General features: G+C 56.7%; 17 protein-coding genes. 11 read left to right on the forward strand and 6 right to left on the reverse strand.

Features of this window, described 5'->3' with window-relative positions; genetic code table 11:
• Positions 1 to 38 precede the first annotated feature (38 nt).
• From MIM_RS17360 to apbC, 3 genes are read right to left on the reverse strand one after another with little or no spacing between them, the layout of a single operon-like run.
• Positions 39 to 6,425, reverse strand: a complete 6,387-nt coding sequence (locus MIM_RS17360) for a translocation/assembly module TamB domain-containing protein (protein ID WP_025374030.1) — start codon at positions 6,423 to 6,425, stop codon at positions 39 to 41.
• Complete coding sequence (locus MIM_RS17365; protein ID WP_025374031.1) at positions 6,425 to 8,206, reverse strand: autotransporter assembly complex protein TamA; 1,782 nt, start codon at positions 8,204 to 8,206, stop codon at positions 6,425 to 6,427. The genes MIM_RS17360 and MIM_RS17365 overlap by 1 nt, the downstream gene beginning before the upstream one ends.
• A gap of 17 nt (positions 8,207 to 8,223) precedes the next feature.
• Positions 8,224 to 9,318: an iron-sulfur cluster carrier protein ApbC gene (gene apbC, locus MIM_RS17370; protein WP_025374032.1), complete on the reverse strand. Its 1,095-nt coding sequence runs from the start codon at positions 9,316 to 9,318 to the stop codon at positions 8,224 to 8,226.
• A 474-nt stretch (positions 9,319 to 9,792) separates the two neighbouring features.
• Here apbC and MIM_RS17375 point away from each other — a divergent pair, with 474 nt between their 5' ends.
• On the forward strand, positions 9,793 to 10,080 hold the full coding sequence (locus MIM_RS17375; protein ID WP_025374033.1) for a hypothetical protein: 288 nt from the start codon (positions 9,793 to 9,795) through the stop codon (positions 10,078 to 10,080).
• A gap of 82 nt (positions 10,081 to 10,162) precedes the next feature.
• Here MIM_RS17375 and MIM_RS17380 read toward each other — a convergent pair whose 3' ends face one another.
• Positions 10,163 to 11,065 carry a LysR family transcriptional regulator gene (locus MIM_RS17380; RefSeq protein ID WP_025374034.1) on the reverse strand — a complete coding sequence of 301 codons (903 nt, stop codon included), beginning with the start codon at positions 11,063 to 11,065 and terminating at the stop codon, positions 10,163 to 10,165.
• An 80-nt stretch (positions 11,066 to 11,145) separates the two neighbouring features.
• Positions 11,146 to 11,349 (reverse strand): hypothetical protein, encoded by a 204-nt coding sequence (locus tag MIM_RS23340; protein WP_025374035.1) that lies wholly within the window; start codon positions 11,347 to 11,349, stop codon positions 11,146 to 11,148.
• Here MIM_RS23340 and MIM_RS17390 point away from each other — a divergent pair.
• Together MIM_RS17390 and MIM_RS17395 are read left to right on the forward strand one after the other, a co-directional pair.
• Positions 11,342 to 12,145, forward strand: coding sequence for an SDR family oxidoreductase (locus MIM_RS17390; protein WP_025374036.1), 804 nt, complete (start codon positions 11,342 to 11,344; stop codon positions 12,143 to 12,145). The two genes, MIM_RS23340 and MIM_RS17390, sit on opposite strands and share 8 nt — an antisense overlap.
• A gap of 225 nt (positions 12,146 to 12,370) precedes the next feature.
• Positions 12,371 to 13,477 (forward strand): NADH:flavin oxidoreductase/NADH oxidase, encoded by a 1,107-nt coding sequence (locus MIM_RS17395; protein WP_025374037.1) that lies wholly within the window; start codon positions 12,371 to 12,373, stop codon positions 13,475 to 13,477.
• 59 nt (positions 13,478 to 13,536) lie between these two features.
• On the opposite strand, the gene MIM_RS17400 is transcribed toward MIM_RS17395, so the two are convergent.
• Positions 13,537 to 14,499 (reverse strand): LysR family transcriptional regulator, encoded by a 963-nt coding sequence (locus MIM_RS17400; protein WP_025374038.1) that lies wholly within the window; start codon positions 14,497 to 14,499, stop codon positions 13,537 to 13,539.
• 282 nt (positions 14,500 to 14,781) lie between these two features.
• On the opposite strand from MIM_RS17400, the gene MIM_RS17405 reads away from it, so the two are divergent.
• The 8 genes from MIM_RS17405 (at position 14,782) to lysM (ending at position 22,914) form a co-directional block, all read left to right on the forward strand.
• On the forward strand, positions 14,782 to 16,032 hold the full coding sequence (locus MIM_RS17405) for an MFS transporter (protein ID WP_025374039.1): 1,251 nt from the start codon (positions 14,782 to 14,784) through the stop codon (positions 16,030 to 16,032).
• Between the two features lie 107 nt (positions 16,033 to 16,139).
• Positions 16,140 to 16,733, forward strand: a complete 594-nt coding sequence (locus MIM_RS17410; protein WP_025374040.1) for a chromate transporter — start codon at positions 16,140 to 16,142, stop codon at positions 16,731 to 16,733.
• Positions 16,730 to 17,263, forward strand: coding sequence for a chromate transporter (locus MIM_RS17415; RefSeq protein WP_025374041.1), 534 nt, complete (start codon positions 16,730 to 16,732; stop codon positions 17,261 to 17,263). The genes MIM_RS17410 and MIM_RS17415 overlap by 4 nt, the downstream gene beginning before the upstream one ends.
• Before the next feature lie 239 nt (positions 17,264 to 17,502).
• Positions 17,503 to 19,599: a methionine--tRNA ligase gene (gene metG, locus MIM_RS17420; protein ID WP_025374042.1), complete on the forward strand. Its 2,097-nt coding sequence runs from the start codon at positions 17,503 to 17,505 to the stop codon at positions 19,597 to 19,599.
• A gap of 143 nt (positions 19,600 to 19,742) precedes the next feature.
• Positions 19,743 to 20,282 (forward strand): class I SAM-dependent methyltransferase, encoded by a 540-nt coding sequence (locus MIM_RS17425; protein WP_042071695.1) that lies wholly within the window; start codon positions 19,743 to 19,745, stop codon positions 20,280 to 20,282.
• Between the two features lie 153 nt (positions 20,283 to 20,435).
• On the forward strand, positions 20,436 to 21,185 hold the full coding sequence (gene trmB, locus MIM_RS17430; protein WP_042070500.1) for a tRNA (guanosine(46)-N7)-methyltransferase TrmB: 750 nt from the start codon (positions 20,436 to 20,438) through the stop codon (positions 21,183 to 21,185).
• 21 nt (positions 21,186 to 21,206) lie between these two features.
• Positions 21,207 to 22,145, forward strand: coding sequence for a prolyl aminopeptidase (pip, locus tag MIM_RS17435; protein WP_025374044.1), 939 nt, complete (start codon positions 21,207 to 21,209; stop codon positions 22,143 to 22,145).
• A 334-nt stretch (positions 22,146 to 22,479) separates the two neighbouring features.
• Positions 22,480 to 22,914, forward strand: coding sequence for a peptidoglycan-binding protein LysM (gene lysM / locus MIM_RS17440; protein WP_025374045.1), 435 nt, complete (start codon positions 22,480 to 22,482; stop codon positions 22,912 to 22,914).
• The last annotated feature ends 481 nt before the right edge of the window (positions 22,915 to 23,395 follow it).

A 23,395-nucleotide genomic window follows, 5' to 3' on the forward strand; every position in this document is an offset into this window, starting at 1 on the left:
TGTAGCCCCTGCAGCTGCAGGGGAGTATGCATTTTTCATCAGTCTCTGAAAAACCGGCGATAGATCAGTTCCAGCCCGTTTACGGTGCCCACCTTGATATCGGCCGACAGGTTCCTGAACAGCCGGTAACTGCCGCGCACTACGGTGCCGGTACCGGCCATGGCCTGTTCGACACTGACCGTCATGCCGTTTTCAAACTTCTTGCTGGCCATGAAAAACTGCTGGGACAAATCGCTGGACGATTCCTGATTCACGCTTGAAGCCACCGTTTTTTCCGGCAGGATGGTGCCTGATTCACCGATATTACCCGAACGGATGGCAATATCGTCCAGCCCCAGCTTGCGATAGAACGGCTCGCCCCCACCCACGATAGATGAACCCACCGAGAACAGCAGAGCCGCATCGCTGCCACTGCTATCCGGGCCGCGCCCCATCAGCAGCCAGGACAGCTTTTCAACCTCGCTCACGTCAGGATAAGACACCAGATCAATCTTCGGCTTTCTGGCCGTTCCCACCACCTTGACCCCGGCTTCTACATCCAGGCCGGTGCGCAAGGCTTCGATATCCAGAATCGGATTGGCCAGGTTACCCTGGAAGGTAATGCGACCGCGCCGGATCTGCAGGCGCTGCCCATAGGCTTCGATCGCGCCACCACGGGTACGGAACGCACCTACGCCGGTCAGCTGGTTCTTTTCCTGAATCACATTCAGCGAACCGACCAGGCCGGAGTCCAGCCCCATGCCCACAATATAAAAACGGGGTCCCAGATCGACAGTGAAATCCAGGCTCAGGTCCAGCGGCGACGCTTCCTTGACCACCTTGGTCTGACCCGGCTTGAGCACGACCACATCGCCATCGACCGTTGGCACACTGCCCAGAATATCCACACTGGCCCAGCCGGCATCAGCCGTGACCTTACCCTTGATATCCACTTTCGGCAGAGGCGCATTGATGTCCACATCACCGCTGATCATCACAAACCGGTCGGAGCGCTGAATGATGGGGTAATGATCGAATACGACCCGGAAATCACCCTTGCTGGTATTCAGATTCCATTTGCCGGTAATACCCAGCGAGCCGTTCTGGGCGGGGGCATTGTCCTCAATCCATTTCTTGGTGCGCCACTCATTGGCCGTGATGCGAATCACCGACGGGAAGCGCAGCGTGTTGATCACCACCTGATTGTCGCGCAGGGTGGCCTCCAGCGTGCCATCGAGCAGGCGGATGCCGTTGTCGATTTCCACAATTTTGACTTTGGAGCCGGAAATCTTGCCGCTGGTCGCCCATTGCCCATTGGCGCGGGACTGTGCCGTCACATTCAATGCCACGGCTCCGCCCAAATCCAGCATATCGCCGGTCAACGGTCCCATCCAGCTGATATCGGCCAGGTTACCGTTAAGCGTGATTTTTGAGCCGCCGTTCAGATTCGGTGTCAGCCCATTGAACGCAATGGCGCCAGTCCCTTTCAGATTACCTTTGTTCTGGGTATCGAAGGCAATATTCAGATTAGCCGTACTGGAGGTGGCGCCGGTTTTGTTGAAATTGGCCCCCACCAGAAAATTGCTCAGCCCCAGCGGAATCGGTGTAGCCGCCGGAATCATGAAATCGCCGCTTACCCGTTTCAGGGCGGTCTTGCCGGTGAGCGCACCATCAAAGGCCAGATCCCAATCGAAATCGAGTACCAGCGAGGCTTCCTGTGTGGCCCCCTTGCGTCGGTCAATAATTCCGGCGTTGGCCGATTGCGCTTCTTTGGCCGCCGGATCAGCCAGCTTTTGCATATCACGAATGAAAGCAGGACTCAGCACAAAACGACGAATCGAACCCTTGGTCTGCCACTTGCCATTGCTGCCGGTGGTGCCTTCCTGATTGATCACAATGCTGTGCTTACCCGGCAGGCCGATATTGATAGCCGATGGCCCCGCTTCCCAGGCCGGCAGGCCACCCTCTGCTGCGGGCGCAAATGCCAGCGCCCAGGGTTTGTCCTGCTCAACACTGATACCTGCGTGCTTCACGTCCAGTGCCGAGAGCGTACCGCGCCACCCTTCTATCCCCTGCTCATTTTTGTCCCAGGAACCGTCGGCGGCCAAATGGAAATTCACCGGTGCCTTGCCCAGCTCCGTGGACTTGCCCTGAGAGAACATGCCTTTCAGATCCAGTGCATGTTTGGCAACCATCCCTTTGATCGTCCCGTCCACAGTCACGCTGCCCGGCAGTCCCGGCCAGAAGGAAGACAGGGCAGGTGCGTCCACGTCCAGCGTCAGCACGCTGTCGGCTTCACCGAAAGCTCCCTTGCTGCGTATCTTGTTGCTACCCAGAACCACATCGAGATTGGCAGCGGGCACGCGGAAGGCATTTAAATCGATGCCGGCAGCGCCCTGCCCACCCAGAGCCAGATCGCGCACCGCCAGGTCTACAGACCCGGCCAGTGGCTTGTCGTTCCAGATACTGCCCTTGTCAAACTGGCCCTTGATCGTCGCGGATTTGATGGCCGCGGGCGAAAACATATCAACATCGGCCGTCAGGTCGGTACTGAGCAGGGTGTTGGGAATACTGTCTGCCATCAGCTTGCTGACCGGCAGGGCTTTGGCATAAACCCGCGCGTGCAGCCTGTCGGATCCATCCTCTCCACTCTTGGGCGAAACCATTGCCTCCAGGGTCAGCAAGGCACCATCGCGCAGGGCCAGATCCGCTTTGGCATCGCGCAGCAACAGCGGGGTTGCCATGTCCAGGCTCACATCCGCATTCAGATGTGATTTTTCTCCGGTGGCGCTGGCCGTCACAACATAGCCATCCTGCACCTCGGGCGTTTTCTGCTGCTCTATGTCAAGTGCAATAGTGTCAAAATCAAGCGGTACCGGGGTTTTGAAAGGCAATACACCGGTGCCGTCGGTGCGTTCAATATGCACCGAGCCGGTCAGCATCTGGTTGAACGCCAGGTCCCAGTCTGCGTCCAGCGTGATGTCCTTGTCGGCCACGTTGGCAGCCTTGCGCTTATCGCCGTCCTTGTCCGCCGCATCGGTCTTTTTGTTTTCAGCCGCTGCGGCTGCCAGCGCCTTGCTCGCGGCCTGTGTGGCCGCCTGCGCGGCTGCCGGGTTGTCGGCTGCAAACGCCTTTTGCAGATTCATCAGGTATTGCGGATTGATCACCAGATCCTTGATCTGACCTTTGGTCTGCCACTGGTTGCCATTACCGCCAGACTCGCCGGGCACGATCTGCGCACTGCGATGCTCGGGCAGATCCAGCAGGAACCGCGAAGCGGTGGTGGCCCACTGCATGGGGTGCTGCCCATCGTCCGGCAGGAACGACAGCGACATGGGGCTTTGCTGCTGCAAGCGCAATTCGGTGTGACGCAAATTCAAATTGTCCAGCACGCCCACCCAGCCTTCCTGGCCGCCTTCCACTTTATCCCAGGCACCCTGAATATCCAGACCAAACACCACCGGCGCCTTGCCCAGCGCGCGGCTGGGCGCCTGCGCATACATGCCGTACAGTTGCGCATGATGATTGGTCACACGGCCATCCACAACGGCATTAAGCAGCGCACTGCCCGGCAGAGAAGGCCAGAAATTATCCAGCGCCGGTGCGTTCACGTCCAGATACAGCTGACTGGCATCCTGCCCGAACCCGCCATGCGCCGTAATCCGGTTATTACCCAGCGTAAGGTCCACATCGGTATCGCTCACCTGCAGCTTGTCCAGATTCGGCTTGATGCTGCGATCGGCCTGCTGCTGCTCCGGCTGCTGATCGAAAATGCCCGCCAGATGAACCTTGCTGAGTATGCTGCCGGCCAGCGGCTTGTTGTTCCATGTACTGCCCTGGGTGAATTTTGCATTCACATCCACATCGGCAATCTCACGCTTGCCGGGCAGCGTATCGGCCACCAGCGCTACCGTGCCGTTCAGCAGCGAGGCCGGTGTGGCGCCTGCCGAGAGGGCCTGCAGATTCAGCGCCCGCAAGCCAATATTGGCCGTCAGTCTGTCGGTGCCTTCGCTCACGCCGGCAATCGTCTCAAAGTCTGCCTGAACGGCTGCGCCATCGGTCAGTGCCAGCTGCAACTTGCCATCACGCAACGGAATCACATTTGCCATTGCCAGATTCAACTGGGTATCCAGGCTGGACTGTGGCCCCTGCCCCTGCGCTGCAATCGCCAGCACGGCATTTTTTTCGTCCTGCCGCGTTTCATTCAGCTTGATGTTCAGCGTCTCAAAATCCAGCGGGATTTTCTGCACCAGCGGTACAAAGCGATCGCCTGCCGTGCGCTGAAGATTAACCTCGCCCTGCAGGCCATTTTCCGTGGCAATATTCCAGTTGCCATCAAACACGATATCCGGAAAACTGCCGGCGGTTTTTTGCGCCAGCGCCCGGGCTGCGGCATCGCGCGAAGCCTTGTCGCCCGTTGCAGCCGTGGCACTGTTTGCCGTTGTGTTTGCCGTTGCATTGGCTAGCTGTGCACTGTCTGCTGTCATTTTGGCAATCTCGTCCATCAGCTTGTCGCTGATGGTCAGATTGGTGAATGACCCCGCAGTGGTTATACCCTGCGCATTGCCGCTGGCTTTGTCCAGCTTGAGTCGCGCTTCCGGGCCACCCGGCAGCGTCAGACCCAGCACACCAGGCCCTGCCGCCCAGCTATTTTGCACGCCGGTCGCATTCGGGCTGAACAACAAGGGCAGCGGATCGCGCTCGCGCACGCGCACCCCGGCATGCACCAGGTTCAATGCAGCCACTTCGCCTTCCCAGCCATCAATGCCATCGGCCAATGCGTGCCACTTTCCGTTGATGGTGGCCGACAGATCCAGCGGCGCCTTGCCCAGCGTTTTCGCATCGCCCTGATTCACCTTGCCGCTGATATCCAGCGCATGCTCGGCAATCGTGCCGGCCAGTGTGCCGGTAAACTTGGCCGTACCATTCACGCCTTCAGCCAGTTCACCCAGTTTCGGCGCATCCACCCCCAGACGCAGAACACTTTCCTGCTGCCCGAAACTACCCGAGGTCGTGATACTGTTGTCACCCAGCTTCAGATCAATATCGGCCTTGCGAATATTCAGGCGACTCAGATCCACCTGAGTGGTCGCTGTCTGTATTGCATCTGTGTTGGCGGCCTGTTCCTGCGCCTTCTGCAGTGCATCCTCGCCACTTGCCGTGGTAACGGTCTTGCCTTCCTGCTGCGCCTTGCGGGCTGCAGCGGCTTTAAGGTTATCGGTCACCGCCTGGGCCATTTGTTCGCCGTCCACAATCCGGCGCTGCGTAATGACGCCCTGCGAATCAATATCGATATCCAGGTCGGCGGCCAGCGGTGTGCCCTGCAAGCGACTTTCACTATCAACCGTACCTTTCAGTTGCAATCCCTGAAGGTTGGACAGGCCCAGCACGTCTGCCACAAATGTCATATCACTGGTTAAGACTGAATCCGCCGTGCCACCGCTACCCTTGAGCGTCAGCCGCTGGCTGGCAAAAGAGCCCGACAGACGATCCGATTCGCCCGCGCCCGCTTTTTCTTTCTTGTCCAGTTTCAATTGCAGGCCGGAGGTGTCGCCCAGTTTCAGGTCCACATCGGCCTGATTCAGCGGAACCCCACCACCCATCACGCCCAGATTCAGTTTGGCATCTACCTGTGCCCCCTGGCCGCTGCCCTGCAGGGCCACGCCGAGCTTTTCCAGATCGCCGGCCACCTGCGTATGCAGATCGAACGTGCAATCACGCTGCTGCAGCGCGCCTGTGAGCACGCCTCCAATCTGCACGAACTGGCTCAAGCATACCGGCGACTGCTGGTTCTGCGTCGCCAGTTTCGCCGTCAGATCCAGCTTCATGGGGTAAGGACTTTTGATGGATTCGATTTCCAGCGTACCGTTCAGATCAACCTCGGACTGCGGATGCGAGACGTGTACGCTTTTGAGCGTGCCTTTGGCGTGCTGATCAATGATCAGCAAATCGGCGACACTGAAATTGCTCAGCCCCACCGGCAGACCGGACCCATCGGGCATCAGCAGCGCAAAATCGCCCACATCCAGCCGATCCACCTGTATGCCTACCGGAATACCCGGCATTTCGAATGGCTTGGCCTCTTCAGGAGCGGGCTCGGGTGTTTCCAGCGGCAGCAGCTTGACGTCCAGATCGGCTACACTCATCTGCTCAACACGCAAGGTGCGCTTGAACAATTTGAGCCAGTCTACTTTCAGCACCGCTTCCTTGCCGGTAATTTTGATCTCGGGGGTATCAATCAGCAGCCGATCCAGCGCAATACCACTCCATAGGGTGCCGCGCACATTGGTGAGTTCGCCGCCCATCTGACTCATCACCGTATTGAGCAGCCAGCGGCTGCCCGGGTTGGTGCCCATAAACCAGAATACAAAAGCGCAGAGCCCGATCAGCAACGTCAGCACAATGGGTTTCCAGCGCAGATACCAGCGCAAATATTTCATTTTCATCAGAATGCCACTCCCAATGAAAAGTGTAGCCGCAAGCTGCGATCACGCTGGCCATACGCCAGATCCAGAAAAAGCGGACCGGCCGGCGTCTTGATCCTGGCGCCCACGCCGTAGCCCACATGCAGCTTCATTTTATTGAACGCCTCTGCCGCATCACCGGCATCAATAAACACGCCCATCCCGAAACGATCATCAAAGTAACGCATATATTCAACGCTTACCACTGCCAGCGAGCGATCACCTACAACCGCATCGCCCGCACTTTTACCGATAGCATTGTATTTATAGCCGCGAATGGAACGCGCACCGCCGGTCCGGTAACCGAAGTCATCGGGAATCCGCATACCACTGGAACCAAACACCTGCCCCACTTCGCCACGCATGGTCAGAACATCGCGCCGGCCTATCGGCCACCACTGTTGCGCACGCAGTCCAACCCGGCTGAAGGGTTCGCCCTTATCCAGGGTCACACCGGCGCCCAGACCCAGGGCAATCAGATTGCCTTCGCGAGGATCATATTTACTGTCAACATCGCGCCGCAGAAAATCCCAGGTGGCCACCAATGATGGCAGACGATAACGGTCCTCGCCTTCGCGTTTGACTGAGTCGTAAGCGGCCAGCACGCCCCAGTTCGATTCATAATCGACCCGGCTGGCTTCATCCAGCTTGAACTCCAGCTTGCGCTTCCAGCCCAGTGCATAACGCATCACATCTTCATTCTGAATATCAGAATGACGGAACATCACACCGACGCTATCTTTACTGCCGTCCAGATTCGGCGGCAAATTAAAATCCAGATAGGCGCGCTGCAGCTTGGCGTTCACTGCCGCGCCGGTTTCCATAATCAGCGGCTGGCCAAACACCACGTTCTGCTTGTACATGATCTCGGCGCCCGGCCCCACTGAATCGTCTATCCCCAGCGAGCCGGCCAGTGAACGCGCCGGCGCCTCATTCACCCGTACCGATACCGGCAGTTCAACCGCATCCTGGGCATAGACTTCATCGCCAGGCGGTTTTTTCAGGGTCACAAATGCACCGCGAAAGAAATTGGTAGACTGAATCTGCTGCTGCCAGGTATCCAGCTGTTCCTGGGAAAAACGCTGGCCCGGTGTGTATTTGATATAGCGACGAATCAGGCTGTCGGGCACCCGTCGCAAACCCACCACTTCGGTATGCCCCAGCGTGACGGCGGGACCGCTATCGACGGTGGTCTCGGTTTCAACGCTGGCCGCTTCGGGATTGACCACGGCCTGCGAATGCGTCATGCGGGCCAGATAAAAATCATTGGCCGCCACGCCATCCAGCATATTGGACTTGGCGTTACTCCACTGCTCGTTCAGAAAATCCTTGCCTACCGGCAGGCCCCAATCCTTGCGCAACTGTGACACACGATCGTTAAAGCGCGGGGTGGCAATACTGCCGGTAAAATTATTCGTGACCGAGGTGACTTTGGAGATCTTGCCGGGATCAATGGAAATATCCCAGGTTTCACCACCCACATCTTCACCCACTTCCAATGTCACATCGGGTGCAAAATAGCCACGGGTGGCCAGCGCAGACATCACCGCTTCACGACCCTTGCGACGGATCCGGTCGGCCTCGCCCGAGTCCTGATCATCGGCCATGCGTACCACAGCTGAAATACCCTTGTTTACGGCATCCAGCGCTTCAGGGTTCAGCCCGCTGGGATCAATAATCACTTCCGGTTTTTGTGCCGAAACCTGACCGATACCGGTCAACAATAAAATCGTTGTAAGAAAACAAGCTTTGTTCAATCGCATTGGTCCATTCAGCGCTTTTATTTCTTCAGGTTTTCAACGACCACAGAGGGAAAGCGACCCGCCATATCTTTGGGCAGAGCCGCGACAGCCACCGCAACACGCCGGGCCAGTTCACGATAAAGCCCCGCGGCTTCGCTATTGGGGTCACTGGCAACGGTAGGCGTACCTGCATCCGTCTGTTCGCGAATGCTTTTTGCCAGCGGCAAGGCGCCCAGCCATGGCACGTTCAGTTCCCGGGCCATGTGTTTGCCGCCATCCTCACCAAAAATAGCTTCGGCATGACCGCAATGCGAACAAATATGCATTGCCATGTTTTCCACGACACCCAGAATCGGAATATTCATTTTTTCGAACATGCGCAAACCCTTGCGGGCATCCAGTAGCGCAATATCCTGAGGCGTGGTCACGATAATGGCGCCGACCACCGGTACCTTTTGCGCCAGCGTGAGTGCAATATCACCCGTGCCCGGCGGCATATCGATAATCAGATAATCAAGATCGGGCCAGTTGGTCTGGCGCAGCAATTGCTCCAGCGCCTGCGTCACCATGGGGCCGCGCCAGATCGCCGGCGAATCGGCATCGATCAGAAAACCGATAGAGTTGACAGTGATCCCATGTGCACGCAGCGGTTCCATGGTCTTGCCATCATTGGACACCGGCTTGCCCGATACGCCCATGATCAGCGGCTGGCTGGGGCCATAAATGTCGGCATCCAGAATACCGACCCGCGCGCCGCTTTGCGCCAGCGCAATCGCCAGGTTGGCGCTGGTCGTGCTTTTGCCGACGCCACCCTTGCCCGAAGCCACAGCAATAATATTTTTAACCGACGCAATGGGCTTGAGCCCGCTTTGCACAGCATGTGCCTTTACCGTATCGCTGAACTGCAGCGTCAATTGCTGCGCGCCGGCTTGTCTGGCGGCAGCCTGCAACTGTTCGGTCAGAGAAGCTCTGACGGCGGGGCTGGTCACATAGCCTGGCTCGACACGCACCGTTGCGCCCGTTCCCGACAGTGTGATATCGGACTCCTTCAGCGCCGGCACCACCGGCGTACCGGCAACCGGATCTACCACAGACCGTAACGCCTCCAAAAGGGCTTTTGACGACAAACTCATTTCAACTCGCTGCAATTGATACTATATTTAGGGGTGTGATGGCCTTAATGATAACGTTTAATGGGCTTGCACATTGTTAAAATCTGTGTGGGAGAGGGATATCCTGTCTATGGCGCGGCCCCCGACGCTTGTCGCCACAAAGGCCAAAAGGATCCGCCAGGCTGGCCCATGAAGGCGCCTCCGATCAGGGTGCCCACACATCAGCACCATAAGCGATGCCCTGCGCCCCCGGCAGATTACGGTTGTTCGATCACACTTGTTTTACTCGCCGCCCAGCCTGCATCGCCCGCCCGCCTTCACAGCCGTAACATCTTTTTGAAATCTTTTGGCATATCCGCCTGTGATACAGCCTTGAATTTTCCTGAAAAAACCCTACTATAGATAAAAACAAACCAAGCAAAATCAATTGCTTGTGTACAATAAGTCATAACGAATGCTTATTGGCGCTTCCCACATACAAGGATCTGACCACTTATGAACGATTTTCTGGACCGGTTTTTCAAAGCACTGCTATTTGGTGTGATCACCATTGCAGGCCTTGTCATGGCCGCGGTGTTCCTGGTCTCTGCAGCCATTGCAGTGGGGCTGTTCTATATTATTGCGAAGGTGCGCGGCAAACCGTTCGTCGCCCGCGAATACTGGAAAACAACCTCTACCCGCGCCCGCCAGACTCAGTCTGAATTTTCCGAAAAATTCAAAAAACCGGGTAATTTCTCTCGCAAACCCGATATCACAGATGTGGAAATACGGGAAATAAAATAAACACCGGGCAAGCCAATCAAGATTGCACTTGCCATCACCCTTGGCATTTCCGCCCTTGTCATTTCACACCGCTCGTGTCATTTCAACCGCTGAACTTCTCGCGATACAACTCGCGAGCCCAGTCAATAAAAACACGAACGCGCGGCGACAACTGGCGGTGAAACGGATACAGCGCGCACACGGGCAAGTCCGGACATGGCCAGTCGGCCAGCACCTGCACCAGCCTGCCCGCACGCAAATGTGCTTCCAGCCGGAAACGCGGCACCTGAATCAGGCCACAGCCGGCCAGGGCTGCGCTGGTATAACATTCTGCATCGCTCACAGACATCCAGCCGCTGGCTTCGAACTGCGTTTCCTGGCCATCCATCATCACAGAGAACGGATAGCGACTGTCATTGCCCCGCGAGAAAAAACCAATTGCCTGATGCTGCGGTAGCTCACCCGGATGCGCAGGCGTCCCGTAGCGGGATAAATAGTCGGGGCTGGCGCAGATAATCTGCGGCATATCTGCCAGTTTTCGGACTACCAGCGACGAATCACGCGGCTGTCCGGCGCGCACCACGCAGTCGATGCCTTCGCGAACCAGATGCACCAGACGGTCACCGCTGCTGATCACCACATCAATATGCGGATAACGCGCGCGAAACTCGCTTATGCGCGGCAGGATGATCTTCGTCGCATGCGCCCCGTGCAGGTCCAGCCGCAGCGTCCCATGGGGGTTACTCACATGCGTGCTCAGTGAGGTCTCTGCATCTTCCAGTTCGGCCAGCACCCGTTTGCTGCGCTCATAGAAAGCCTGGCCATCCAGCGTAGGAGCCACCTGACGCGTGGTGCGATCCAGCAGCCGCGCGCCCAACCGCTTTTCCAGTTCCTTGATAGCATGGGTGGCCGTTGCCCGCGGCAGATTCAGCGCCCCCGCCGCCTCAGTAAAACTGCCCAGCTCCACAATTCGAATAAAGAGCTGCATCGCATCGAAGCGGTCCATATGCATTCCATTGTTGATGTTTTTTGAATTAACTAGCCAATTTCACCCCATTTATCCATGAGACGTCAATCGATATGATGTTATTCGTCGCAGTCGCATATCACGAGTGTAATCACCGCCCTATCCGGCAACACCTCCCCGCGAAGGCATAGTCCATTAACAACAACAACAACATCAACATCAACAACATCAACAACATCAACATCAACATCAACATCAACATCAACATCAACATCAACATCAATATCATCAACCTCATCATTCAAGGACATCACGATGAACATCAGCAAAAATACCGGTAACACTGTCAAGGACTTCAACAACACCGGCTCAAGCGCCCAACCGGAAAGCACTACGCCAACCGCCATCGTGACCGGCGCCTCGCGTGGTATCGGACGCGCCATTGCCCTGCGTCTGGCCGCCGATGGTTTCCGGGTCGTCATCAATTATGCAGGTAACACCGCCAGAGCCCGGGAGGTTGTCGATGCCATCCAGGCCACCGGCGGGCAGGCAATGAGCGTCCAGGCCGATATCTCTGTACCGGAAGACGTAGCGCGTTTATTTACCGCGGCGCAACAAGCGTATGGCCCGATCAGCGCCGTTGTGCATAGTGCTGGCATGCTAACCATGGCCGCGATCGCTCCCGATAATATTGCGGCCTTTGATCGCATCATCCAGACCAATCTGCGCGGCGCATTCCTTGTGCTGGGTCAGGCGGCAGCGCATTTGCAGGCAGGCGGACGCATTATCGCGCTGTCCACCAGCGTCATCGCCAAATCCTTCCCTCAATATGGCCCTTACATCGCAGCCAAGGCAGGCGTCGAGGGCCTGGTGCGCGTACTGGCCAACGAGCTGCGCGGTCGCAACATCACCGTTAATGCAGTGGCACCGGGTCCCGTTGCCACCGAACTGTTTTTTGAAGGCAAAAGTGAAGAGCAGATTGCGCAACTGGGCAAGCTGGCCCCGCTGGAGCGTTTGGGTCAGCCCGATGACATTGCAAACGTGGTTGCGTTTCTCGCAGGCAGCGATGGCGGCTGGGTCAATGGACAGGTGCTGCGCGCCAATGGCGGCTTTGCCTAAACGCGCCGGGACGCCAGCAAGCCCGGCATCCCCTATACAGCGCCTATACGGTGCCTATTCCGCGCCTATATCACGCCATTCCCATTATCACCAAAACTGATAACTTAAATAAAAATTTAGCATTTGAATTATTTGATGCAAGGCACCATAATTTAACGAACCCAGGCATGTAACCACATCCGCACATGCCGCTCAAACACTTAAAGAGACGTAAAGAGTTCCACCATGACCAATTTGTTTTCTCCCTTCAGCCTGAAAGACGTGACCTTGCGCAATCGCATTGCCGTTCCGCCCATGTGCCAATACAGCGCCCAGGATGGTTTTACCAATGACTGGCATCAGATCCACTACGCCAGCATCGCTCGTGGCGGCGCCGGCCTGGTGATTGTGGAAGCCACCGCAGTATCGCCCGAAGGCCGCATTACGCCAGACTGCCTGGGCTTGTGGAGCGATGAGCACACTGCCGGGCTGGCACGTATTGCCGCATCCATCAAGGCGGCCGGTGCAGTGCCGGGCATCCAGATTGCCCATGCCGGTCGCAAGGCCAGCGCCAACCGGCCATGGGATGGCGATGACCATATCGCCGCCGATGATCCGCGTGGCTGGCAACCCATCGCCCCGTCTGCCATTGCCTATGGCGAGAATCTGCCCAGAGTTCCCAAGGCCATGACACTTGAGGACATCGAGCGGGTCAAGGCCGATTTTGCCGCAGCGGCCAAACGCGCCCGGGATGCCGGCTTCGAATGGCTGGAATTGCACTTTGCTCACGGCTATCTGGCACAAAGCTTTTTTTCTGCCCACAGCAATCAGCGTACAGACCAATACGGTGGCGATCTGGCCGGCCGCAGCCGCTTTCTGCTGGAAACACTGGCAGCCGTACGCGCAGAATGGCCTGAAAATCTGCCACTCACCGCACGTTTCGGTGTGATTGAATATGACGGCCGTGATGAAGAAACAGTAGCGGAGTCGATTGAACTTACACGCAATATGCGCAAGGGCGGTTTGGACCTGTTGAACGTAAGCGCTAACTTTGTTATTCCCGATACACAAATTCCATGGGCAACCCCGGCGTTCCTGGCACCTATTGCACAACGCGTACGCAATGGGGCCGGCCTGCCTGTCGCGTCGGCCTGGGGCATTGACGATCCACAGGTCGCCAACCGCGTGGTTCAGGATGAACAGCTGGATCTGGTTATGATTGGCCGCGCCCACCTGACAGACCCGCATTATCCGCTAACGCTGGCCAAAACCCTGGATCAACCGCGTCCTACCTGGGTACTGCCCGCTCCTTATGCGCACTGGCTGGAACGCTATCGCGGCGCCGCCGCCTGAGTGTGGTCGCAACTGCGTTCCGTACCAAGATGCGTTCCTTACCGGTAAACCGGCACCTTTCAGATCACCGTGTCTGGCGTGCCGGTTTGCTCAACTCGCCCCGCCTCGCATTGCGCATGGAGATCCAGGCAAATATCAAATAACAACTGCCGCAACCAGCGCTGCGCCGGATCCCTGTGCGTACGCTCGTGCCAGGCCGCCATATTGGTAAAACCGGTAATGGCAATGGGCGGCTCGAACACTGCCAGCCCGGTCATATCGGTCACCAGCCTGCTGGGCAGCATTGACACCATATCGCTGGCCCGCAACACATCAGGCATAATCAGAAAACTTTTGACGGACACCGTAACCCGGCGCGATCGGCCCATTTTCTCCAGCGCCTCGTCGGTACTGCCGCGAAAGCCCCCACCGCTATAAGACACCAGGGCGTGATCCAGCTCGCAAAACCGCTCCAGCGTCAGATCCTGCTGGCATTTGATCAAGGGATGATCCTGGCGTAAAACACAAACGTAATGTTCGTCAAACAGCTTGCGTGCATGCAGATCCTGACAGGTATATTCCGGCGACACCAGCGCCAGATCAATCACCCCGCGCTCCAGCTGCGTCAGCAGTTGGGTATCATTCGCCAGTACCAGCGCCACCCGAATATGGGGCGCCAGCCGTTTGATCCTGGCCACAAACGGCAGTACAATGGCACGCAAGGCATAATCGGTAGAGGCAATGGTAAATTGCTGAGTTGCGGTGGCCGGGTCAAACACCGGCGGTTGCAGCAGCGTCTCTACCTCGCCCAGCACCTGCTTTAGCGGTATGGCCAGGGCCAGCGCTCTTTCCGTTGGTTCAATACCGCGCTGGGCTCGCACAAACAGCGGGTCTTCAAACGTATCGCGCAATCGCGTCAACATGCCGCTCATTGCCGGTTGTGTTACCCCCAAACGAGCCGCCGCCCGGGTCACATTCCGGTCGTCCAGCAACGCGTCCAGCGCCTTCAGCAGGTTAAGATCAAGGTGTCTGATATCTTTCATTGTGATATTACATCTGTAAATAATGCCAGATGTCCTTAAAGACATTTGGCCGCGCCAGTTGCAGGCAGATCATTTTTTCCCGAATAACGGGCCTGTTCTTCATGCCCGGCTGGCCTCTATTTTGCATGAACCGCAAAGGCATCGCAGCAATCTGTTTCAAATCTGTGCTTCTTTATATCACTGCTTTAGCACAGCGCAGGCAAAACTTGCATCACGCCCAGGTTGACCTCAACCTTGCTTCAGGTTTTATGATAGCGGCTTACTCTTTCAATCAAGGTCATCATGAGCCCCGATACACCGCCAACACCGCGTTCCCTGCAACAGGGCACGCTTGCTTTCCAGCCGGATTCACGCCAGTTGGCCGCACGCAAGCTGGTACTGCTGCTGGTGGCGACCCTCACCATTATGGCCGGGATTATTATCGCCCCCTCGCTACCCGCTATTGAAACCCGTTTTGCCGATAACGAGCATATCGCCCTGCTCAGTCGCATGGTACTCACTCTGCCATCGTTATTTGTCGCGCTGTCTGCTCCACTGGCAGGCATGCTGGCTGACCGCTTCGGTCGCAAGGGGCTGCTGGTCATGGCGATCGCCCTCTATGGCCTGGCCGGAGCGTCGGGTCTGGTCGCTGATAGCCTGACGGCGCTGCTGATTGGCCGTGCCGTACTGGGCGTTGCCATCGGTGCCATTATCACTCTGAATACCGCGCTGATCGGTGATTATTTCACTGGCGCAGAGCGGGAGAAATATCTGGGTCTGCAACAGGCCTTTGTCCAGCTGGGCGGTGTGGTCTTTGTCATGTCCGGCGGCCTGCTGGCAGAAATGCACTGGCGTATGCCATTTATCATTTACGGTGCTGCACTGATACTGATTCCCGCCGTTATCCTTTGCCTGACCGAACCCCAACGACCGCGCAGCCTGCATCCGACAACGTCATTTACCGATGCACCGGTAAACCGACTCGTTGTGGCAACCGTCTGCCTGCTGGCATTCCTGGTCAATGTCTCCTTCTATACTGTCCCATCGCAATTGCAATTTCATATGCAGGCGTTGAATATCTATAACGCCAGCAGCTTCGGCATGGTACTGGCTGCCTTCAATCTGGCTGGCGGCATCGTCGCCCTGTGCTTTGGCCTGCTGAAACGCCGCCTGAACACGACGCTCATTTTTCTGCTGGGCTTCAGCCTGATGGCCTCCGGCTTTGGCCTGCTTTGTGTGGCATCGGCTTTTGAGGGGCTGGCGCTGGCCAACGCCATTCTGGGCGCCGGACTGGGAGTTGTGATGCCAAACATCATGTCTACCGCCATTACCCATTCTGCTCCCGCACTCCGTGGCCGCATTGCAGGGCTCGTGGCCACTTCCATTTTTATCGGCCAGTTCATCTCGCCGTTTGTGAGCCAATACTGGATCGCTGCCGCGGGCTACGCTGGCATGTTCCGCAATGTGGGGCTCATTATGGCAACCCTTGCCGTTCTCTCCCTGCTGACCGCCATGCGCAACGGCAAAATGTCACTGCTGGGCCAAAAAACATGACGGATGTGATTTCGAGCGCATAAGGGGCAAATACTGCGGGATTTCCCTGATTATTGAGAGTACAATTCAAGTCTTATATAAGACTTGAATGATTGGTACCCTCGCACATGACTCGGACTTCCGCTGCAGCGCCCCCTCCCGCTTCTCCCACACCCGCAGTCACACTTCCCGCCCTGTTTCGCGGTTTTGCCAAAATCGGGCTGCTGGGCTTTGGCGGCGTTGGGCCGATTACCCGCCACGTGATTGTTCGCGAGCAGCGCTGGCTGAGCGAAAAAGACTTCGCCACGCTGCTGGGCATTGGCAAAGTGTTGCCCGGTGCCAATACCGTCAATGTGGCGGTCATGCTGGGCGATCGCTATCATGGTATCAAGGGGTCGGCGGTCGCCGTGGCCGGACTGCTGGTGTTACCGGTGCTGATCCTGATCGTACTGGCCCTTCTGTACCAGTTCCTGGACCAGAACCCGTACTTCAACGCCGCCCTGCAAGGCTCGGCCTGCGCGGCGGCCGGCATGGTCATCGGCACCGGCCTGAAAATGGCCAGCAAAATTGACCTGCGCCCCCATCATATCGTTGCCGGCATTATCACCATTGCCCTGGTGGTGCTGCTCAAATTCTCGCTGTTGCAAGTGGTGGGGGTGATGATGCCGCTGGCCATTGTCGCCAATTTCATCGTCGCCCGTCGTCAGGGGCACCAGCCATGACAGACTTGCTAGAACTGTTTCTGACCTTCAGTCGCATTTCCCTGATTGCCATTGGCGGGGCCAACGCCGCCATCCCTGAAATGCGCCATGCGGCCGTTGACATTCATCAATGGATGAGTTCCGATACCTTTACCCACCTGTTTGCCGTGGCACAATCGGCGCCCGGGCCTAATGTGCTGGTTGCCAGTATCATCGGCTGGCATGTAGCCGGCGTGGCCGGGCTGCTGATCGCAACCATCGGCATGGTGCTGCCGGCCTCGGTACTGGCCTTTGCCGTTGGCCGTGTCATCAGCCACTATACCCACCGACGCGAATACAAACTGGTACAGGACGCCGTGGTGCCGGTCGCGATTGGCCTGATTATTGCAAGTGGCATGGAACTGTCGCTGTACTCAGCCTTCGATGTACTCACCTGGGGCATGGTGCTGGGTACGCTGCTGTTTGTCTATTTCACTGAAGCCAACCCCATGTGGGCCCTGCTGGCATGTGCTGTCGGGGGCGTGGTCGCGCATCAGGTAGGCGTGCTCTAGGCAAGGCAAGGCGGATGGCCAACACGTTCCGAGACCGCCAGCACGATAAAAACCCGCAATAGCACCCGCTATAGAAACTGCCATTTGCGCCCTGCATTTGCATAGGTACAGATGCCAGACCCGCACCCCGGCTTCGGGGTGCTATCATCATTGCTTGCCCATCGCCGAAAAACCCGGCACCAGGCAATATTCGTCTAAAATCACTCTTTCTCCCCTTTTTTGTACTTACATTGCATCTTATGTCCCGCACGATTTTTGTTACCACGGCTCTCCCTTACGCTAACGGTTCGTTCCACATTGGCCACATCATGGAGTATATCCAGGCTGACATCTGGGTACGAAGCATGCGAATGGCCGGTCACACCGTGCACTTTGTGGGCGCAGATGACGCCCACGGGGCACCCATCATGCTCAAGGCAGAAAAGGAAGGCATCACACCGCAGGCACTGGTGGCACGCTACGCCCAGGAGCGCCCGCGCTATCTGAACGGCTTTCATATCAAGTTCGATCACTGGCACAGCACCGACAGTCAGGAAAACATCGACCTATCGCAGGCCATCTATCGCCAGCTCAAGGCTGCCGGCTTCATCAGCACCAAAACAATCGAACAGTTCTATGATCCGGTCAAGAGCATGTTCCTGCCAGACCGCTACATCAAGGGCGAGTGCCCAAAATGTCATGCGCCGGACCAGTACGGCGACTCCTGCGAGGTCTGTGGTGCCGTTTATGCGCCCACCGATCTGATCAACCCGTACTCCACGCTCACCAACGCGACACCGGTACTTAAATCGTCCGAGCACTTTTTCTTTAACCTGTCCGATCAACGCTGCGTGGAATTCCTGCAGGAATGGACCACCGGTACCAACAACCAGGGAAACAAGCGCCTGCAAACGGAAGTGCTGGCCAAGACCCGCGAATGGCTGGGCAACGACGCTGATAAAGAAAGCAATCTGAACGACTGGGATATCTCGCGCGACGAGCCCTATTTCGGCATTGAAATTCCCGACGCACCGGGCAAGTACTTTTATGTCTGGCTGGATGCGCCCGTGGGCTATCTGGCTTCGCTCAAAGCCTATTGCAAACTGCAGGGCATAGACTTTGACGCCTTGCTGGATCCGGAAAGCAGTACAGAGCAGGTGCACTTTATCGGCAAAGACATTGTGTATTTCCATGCGCTGTTCTGGCCGGCCATGCTCAAATTCTCCGGTCGCAAAGTGCCCGATGCCCTGAACGTGCATGGCTTCATTACCGTGAGCGGCGAGAAAATGTCCAAAAGCCGCGGTACCGGTATTTCACCCGTGAAGTACCTGGACATCGGCATGAACGCTGAATGGCTGCGCTACTACATTGCGGCCAAGCTCAACGCGCGGGTGGAAGATATTGACTTCAACCCCGATGATTTCATCGCGCGCGTCAACAGTGACCTGATCGGCAAATACATCAATATTGCCAGCCGCGCCGCCACGTTTATCACCCGTCATTTCGATGGCAAGCTGGGTTATGCCGGCGATGCCCAGGCAATGGCAACGGAACTGGCCACGCTGACCGAACAGGTACGCAGTGACTTCGAGAACCGTGAGTATGCCCGTGCGATCCGCAATCTGATGGCGCATGCAGACAAGATCAACCAGGCGTTTGACAGTGCCCAGCCATGGGTGATGGCAAAAGGCATCAGCAACGCCGACGAGCAGCAGAAGCTGGCTCTGCAGGACGTATGTTCACGCGCCATTGCCGGCTTCAAGGCCCTGTCTGTCATGCTGGCACCGGTACTTCCCGCGCTGGCCGATCGTATTGCAACTGAATTGTTCGGCATGACTCGTGGCTTTAACTGGAGCGATGCTGCGGAACTGCCGGATCATATCGCGCCGTTCAAGCATCTGATGCAGCGCGTTGAACCCACCATGCTCGATTCCCTGTTTGAACCCGATGCGCCCACAGACGATGTTGTAGCCGCAGCGGTTGCCGCTGCATTGCCCGGTGGCGAAGCGATTGCAGATGTAATCACAATTGATGATTTTGTAAAAATAGATTTGCGAATTGCAAAAATTGTTAGTTGTGAGCATGTAGAAGGCTCCACTAAGCTGTTGCGTCTTACACTGGATGTGGGCGAAGGCAGAACCCGGAATGTGTTTTCTGGAATAAAATCAGCTTATCAGCCCGAGACCCTGATCGGAAAATTTACAGTAATGGTGGCCAACCTGGCGCCACGTAAAATGAAGTTCGGTGTCTCTGAAGGCATGGTACTTGCCGCCAGCGATGCAGATGAAAAAGCCAACCCGGGTATCTATATTCTGGAACCATGGGAAGGCGCGCAGCCTGGCATGCGCGTTCGCTAATACGCCGGCCCTTAAACAGGCCGGGCGCGCAGGCACCATGTTGTGATCAACAATAAAACGGGACGTAGAAATATATGGTTGGAACATGGTGCAGAAGCGGTTTGGGCCGTCTGAAAAAAACCGTCAGGCATTCACGGCCGCTCATGTTTGTAAACGAATTGATGCACCAGCCCAAATTTACCGGCGCTATCTGTCCCAGTTCCCGCAAGCTGGGACGCTATATGGCCAAGCACATTCCGCTGAATCATGACGGCATTGTGATTGAACTGGGCGGCGGCACCGGTGTTATCACACAGGCAATACTGGATCATGGCGTTCCTGCAGACAAGCTGATCGTCATTGAGTTTTCCAATGTCTTTGCCCAGCACCTGCAACGGCGCTTTCCGCACCTGACCATCATCAATGGCAATGCAGCCGATCTGGACGCCCTGCTGCCGCCAGATGTACGCATCAACGCCATCGTCTCCAGCCTGCCGCTTATTTCCCTGCCGCCCGAAGTGCGCAGCCGGATTCTGCACCATTGGCAGACCCTGCTGAAGGACGAGGGACGCGCCATCCAGTTCACCTACAATCTGCGCCAGACGCAATGGCAGGCATCCCTGAACGCCTGTCATTACAGTAGTGAAATCGTGTGGACCAATGTGCCGCCGGCACGCGTGATGACATTCCGCTTCGCAGCCTGAGCAAGCCGCGCCTGCCGGGCGAATGTTCTACAATGCAGGTTTCGTCGTTCGTGTGACGCTTTGCCAACATGCCCCTGGCCAACCGGCCTCTCGGGCACAGGCACAGGACGCACGCACACAAGCCAGACTTTGTACGCATTTGCCCTTTAGACCATGACCATTGCAGACCCTGATAAAAACGCTGATAACAACGCCGCAACGCAGGCCAGTGCCAGCAACGACAATCCCGACACCTTAAAAGCACGCCACATTCGCAGCTTCGTGCACCGCCGCTCGCATATGACGCCGGGCCAGAAACAGGCGGTTGAGCTGCATATGGACAAATGGGCACTGCCCTACCAGGCCAGCCTGCTCGACTACGAACAGACTTTCGGCCGGGCCGCCCCCACCATCCTGGAGATTGGTTTCGGCATGGGCGAAACCACACAAAAAATCGCCCAGTTGCGCGCCGATGAAAACTTCCTGGGTGTTGAAGTATTCAATGCCGGCGTCGGCGCATTGCTCAAACGGATTGAAGAGTCCGGCACCAGCAATATCCGCATCATCCAGCACGACGCGGTTGAGGTGGTACAGAACATGATTGCGCCAGACAGCCTGGCAGGCGTGCATATATACTTCCCCGACCCCTGGCCCAAAAAACGCCATCACAAACGTCGTCTGGTGCGACCCGATTTCATTGCCCTGCTGGCCAGTCGCATCAAACCGGGCGGCTATATCCACTGCGCCACAGACTGGGAAGACTACGCCGTGCAAATGCTGGAAGTGCTCAGCGGCGAAGTGTTGCTGCGCAATACCTGCGCGGACTACGCGCCCAAACCCGATTACCGGCCCCAGACCAAATTTGAAACCCGCGGCCTGCGATTGGGCCATGGCATTCGTGATCTGGTTTTCAATCGTATCTAGATTTTTTTCAAGGACCATTGCATGTATCCGCCAATTGAACCCTATCAGACCGGCAAACTTGATACCGGTGACGGCCATCAGGTGTACTGGGAACTTTGCGGCAACCCCCAGGGCAAGCCGGCTGTTTTTCTGCATGGCGGCCCAGGCGCCGGTTGTGGCACCCACCATCGCCAATTGTTCAACCCGCAGCACTACAACATTTTGCTGTTCGATCAGCGCGGTTGCGGTCGCTCTGCTCCGCATGCCAGCCTGGAAAACAATACCACTGCACACCTGATCAGCGACATTGAACGGCTGCGCACCGAGGTGCTCAAGGCCGAACAGATGCTGGTTTTTGGCGGCTCCTGGGGTTCCACCCTGGCACTGGCATACGCCCAGGCGCATCCCAAACAGGTGAGCGAACTGATCGTGCGCGGTATCTTTACCCTGCGCAAGGAAGAACTGCGCTGGTTCTATCAGGAAGGCGCCTCTTCCCTGTTCCCGGACTATTGGGAAGACTATCTGGCCCCCATTCCGCCAGCGGAACGCGGCGACCTGATTGCTGCCTATCACAAGCGTCTAACAGGTACTGATCGAGACGCACAAATACAGGCCGCACGCGCCTGGAGCCAATGGGAAGGTCGCACCATCACGCTATATCCCGACCAATCCAACAGCCAGAACTACATTGCCGATCACTTCGCGCTGGCGTTCGCACGCATTGAAAACCATTACTTCACGCATGCCGGCTTTATGAAGGAAAACCAGTTGCTGGACAACGCCCATCTGCTCAAGGATATCCCGGGTGTAATTATCCAGGGTCGCTACGACTGCTGCACGCCGGCCAAAACAGCCTGGGATTTGCACAAGGCATGGCCACAGGCCGAGTTCCATATCGTGCCCGATGCCGGCCACGCCTTTAACGAACCAGGTATTCTCAAGCTGCTGCTGGAAGCGACCGATCGTTACGCCAAACAGTAGCCTGGTTTTCAGCAAGACCTTGATTTCGCTTTAAAATCATGGCCTGCAGTACCCCGCCCGCTCACAAGCCGCGATAGCAATGCGCGGCTTTTTTGCACCTGCCCATCAAGCCCGGCATCAGCCGGACGCCCTACGCATGCAACAGCACGTTGCCCCCTCTTTGGACACCCATTGAGCGACATTGCCGCGTTTTACCCGGCGATCACCGTGTTCTAACATTTGTTAACCTTCAGGGACTTCCGTTTGTCATGTATTCCATGAATAATATTGCTACGCACGCACCGTGCTATTTTGAAGTTGAAGTTGTCATTCACGATAACAAGGAGTCATAACAATGGGTATTCTCAGTTTTATCAAAGAAGTCGGCGAGAAAGTATTCGGCGGCAGCGAAGCACAGGCAGCCACACCCGAAGATCTTAAAAAGGAACTGGCCAAACACGGCCTGAATGCTGATGGTCTGGATATCGCCGTTGATGGTGACAAGGTCACAGTGAAAGGCAATGCAGCCAGTACTGCCGATGCAGAAAAAATCGCAATTGCAATTGGTAATACACAGGGCGTGGCTTCTGTAGACAACCAGCTGTCTGCAGCTACAACCGAAGAAGAATCCAACTTCTACACCGTCAAATCCGGTGACACACTGTCAAAGATCTCCAAAGACCAGTACGGCGACGCTAACCAGTACCAGAAAATCTTTGAAGCCAACCGTCCTATGCTGAGCCATCCGGATAAAATCTATCCAGGCCAGGTTCTGCGTATTCCCAAGTAATATCAGGCTGCAAGAGCGGGAAGGCTGAGCCGGCATTGCTTTTGGGTGTTCACTCCCGGAACGAAGCAAACCACGCCCGGTCGCCCCGCCCACCCTCTGCGAGTGAGCGGCAGATGCTCCAACCCTGACCGCCCACACGCCTTTAGCACAAAACGCCCTGCAAGCTGTACTGCCCGCAAGCGGCTGGCTGCCAAAGCCATGCGCTGCCAGTATCGTGTGACTCGCAGGGCTTTTTTGCGCCCCGTCCTCTGCTATTCCTTCTTCTGCCATCCCTTCCTTTACCACCCCTTCCTTTACCACCCCTTCCTTTACCATCCCTTCCTTTACCACCCCACCCTCTACCGCCTTTTTTCCCATCACGCCTCCCCACCTTTACCTGAACCACACCCAATATTGACTTTTCCGTGGGTATTCCCGGCCCCACCCGGTATAATGGTTGCAAGAAAGCCGTGGCAGAATAGTCGGAATTACATCTGTCATG

It is taken from the genome of Advenella mimigardefordensis DPN7, from assembly GCF_000521505.1.
GTDB lineage: Bacteria > Pseudomonadota > Gammaproteobacteria > Burkholderiales > Burkholderiaceae_B > Advenella > Advenella mimigardefordensis.

What these genes read in the sequence shown, in the direction of transcription:
- MIM_RS17360 (WP_025374030.1), bottom strand. Translation starts at nt 6,425, where the DNA reads ATGAAAATGAAATATTTGCGCTGGTATCTGCGCTGGAAACCCATTGTG.
- MIM_RS17365 (WP_025374031.1), bottom strand. Translation starts at nt 8,206, where the DNA reads ATGCGATTGAACAAAGCTTGTTTTCTTACAACGATTTTATTGTTGACC.
- apbC (WP_025374032.1), bottom strand. Translation starts at nt 9,318, where the DNA reads ATGAGTTTGTCGTCAAAAGCCCTTTTGGAGGCGTTACGGTCTGTGGTA.
- MIM_RS17375 (WP_025374033.1), top strand. Translation starts at nt 9,793, where the DNA reads ATGAACGATTTTCTGGACCGGTTTTTCAAAGCACTGCTATTTGGTGTG.
- MIM_RS17380 (WP_025374034.1), bottom strand. Translation starts at nt 11,065, where the DNA reads ATGGACCGCTTCGATGCGATGCAGCTCTTTATTCGAATTGTGGAGCTG.
- MIM_RS17390 (WP_025374036.1), top strand. Translation starts at nt 11,342, where the DNA reads ATGAACATCAGCAAAAATACCGGTAACACTGTCAAGGACTTCAACAAC.
- MIM_RS23340 (WP_025374035.1), bottom strand. Translation starts at nt 11,349, where the DNA reads ATGTTCATCGTGATGTCCTTGAATGATGAGGTTGATGATATTGATGTT.
- MIM_RS17395 (WP_025374037.1), top strand. Translation starts at nt 12,371, where the DNA reads ATGACCAATTTGTTTTCTCCCTTCAGCCTGAAAGACGTGACCTTGCGC.
- MIM_RS17400 (WP_025374038.1), bottom strand. Translation starts at nt 14,499, where the DNA reads ATGAAAGATATCAGACACCTTGATCTTAACCTGCTGAAGGCGCTGGAC.
- MIM_RS17405 (WP_025374039.1), top strand. Translation starts at nt 14,782, where the DNA reads ATGAGCCCCGATACACCGCCAACACCGCGTTCCCTGCAACAGGGCACG.
- MIM_RS17410 (WP_025374040.1), top strand. Translation starts at nt 16,140, where the DNA reads ATGACTCGGACTTCCGCTGCAGCGCCCCCTCCCGCTTCTCCCACACCC.
- MIM_RS17415 (WP_025374041.1), top strand. Translation starts at nt 16,730, where the DNA reads ATGACAGACTTGCTAGAACTGTTTCTGACCTTCAGTCGCATTTCCCTG.
- metG (WP_025374042.1), top strand. Translation starts at nt 17,503, where the DNA reads ATGTCCCGCACGATTTTTGTTACCACGGCTCTCCCTTACGCTAACGGT.
- MIM_RS17425 (WP_042071695.1), top strand. Translation starts at nt 19,743, where the DNA reads ATGTTTGTAAACGAATTGATGCACCAGCCCAAATTTACCGGCGCTATC.
- trmB (WP_042070500.1), top strand. Translation starts at nt 20,436, where the DNA reads ATGACCATTGCAGACCCTGATAAAAACGCTGATAACAACGCCGCAACG.
- pip (WP_025374044.1), top strand. Translation starts at nt 21,207, where the DNA reads ATGTATCCGCCAATTGAACCCTATCAGACCGGCAAACTTGATACCGGT.
- lysM (WP_025374045.1), top strand. Translation starts at nt 22,480, where the DNA reads ATGGGTATTCTCAGTTTTATCAAAGAAGTCGGCGAGAAAGTATTCGGC.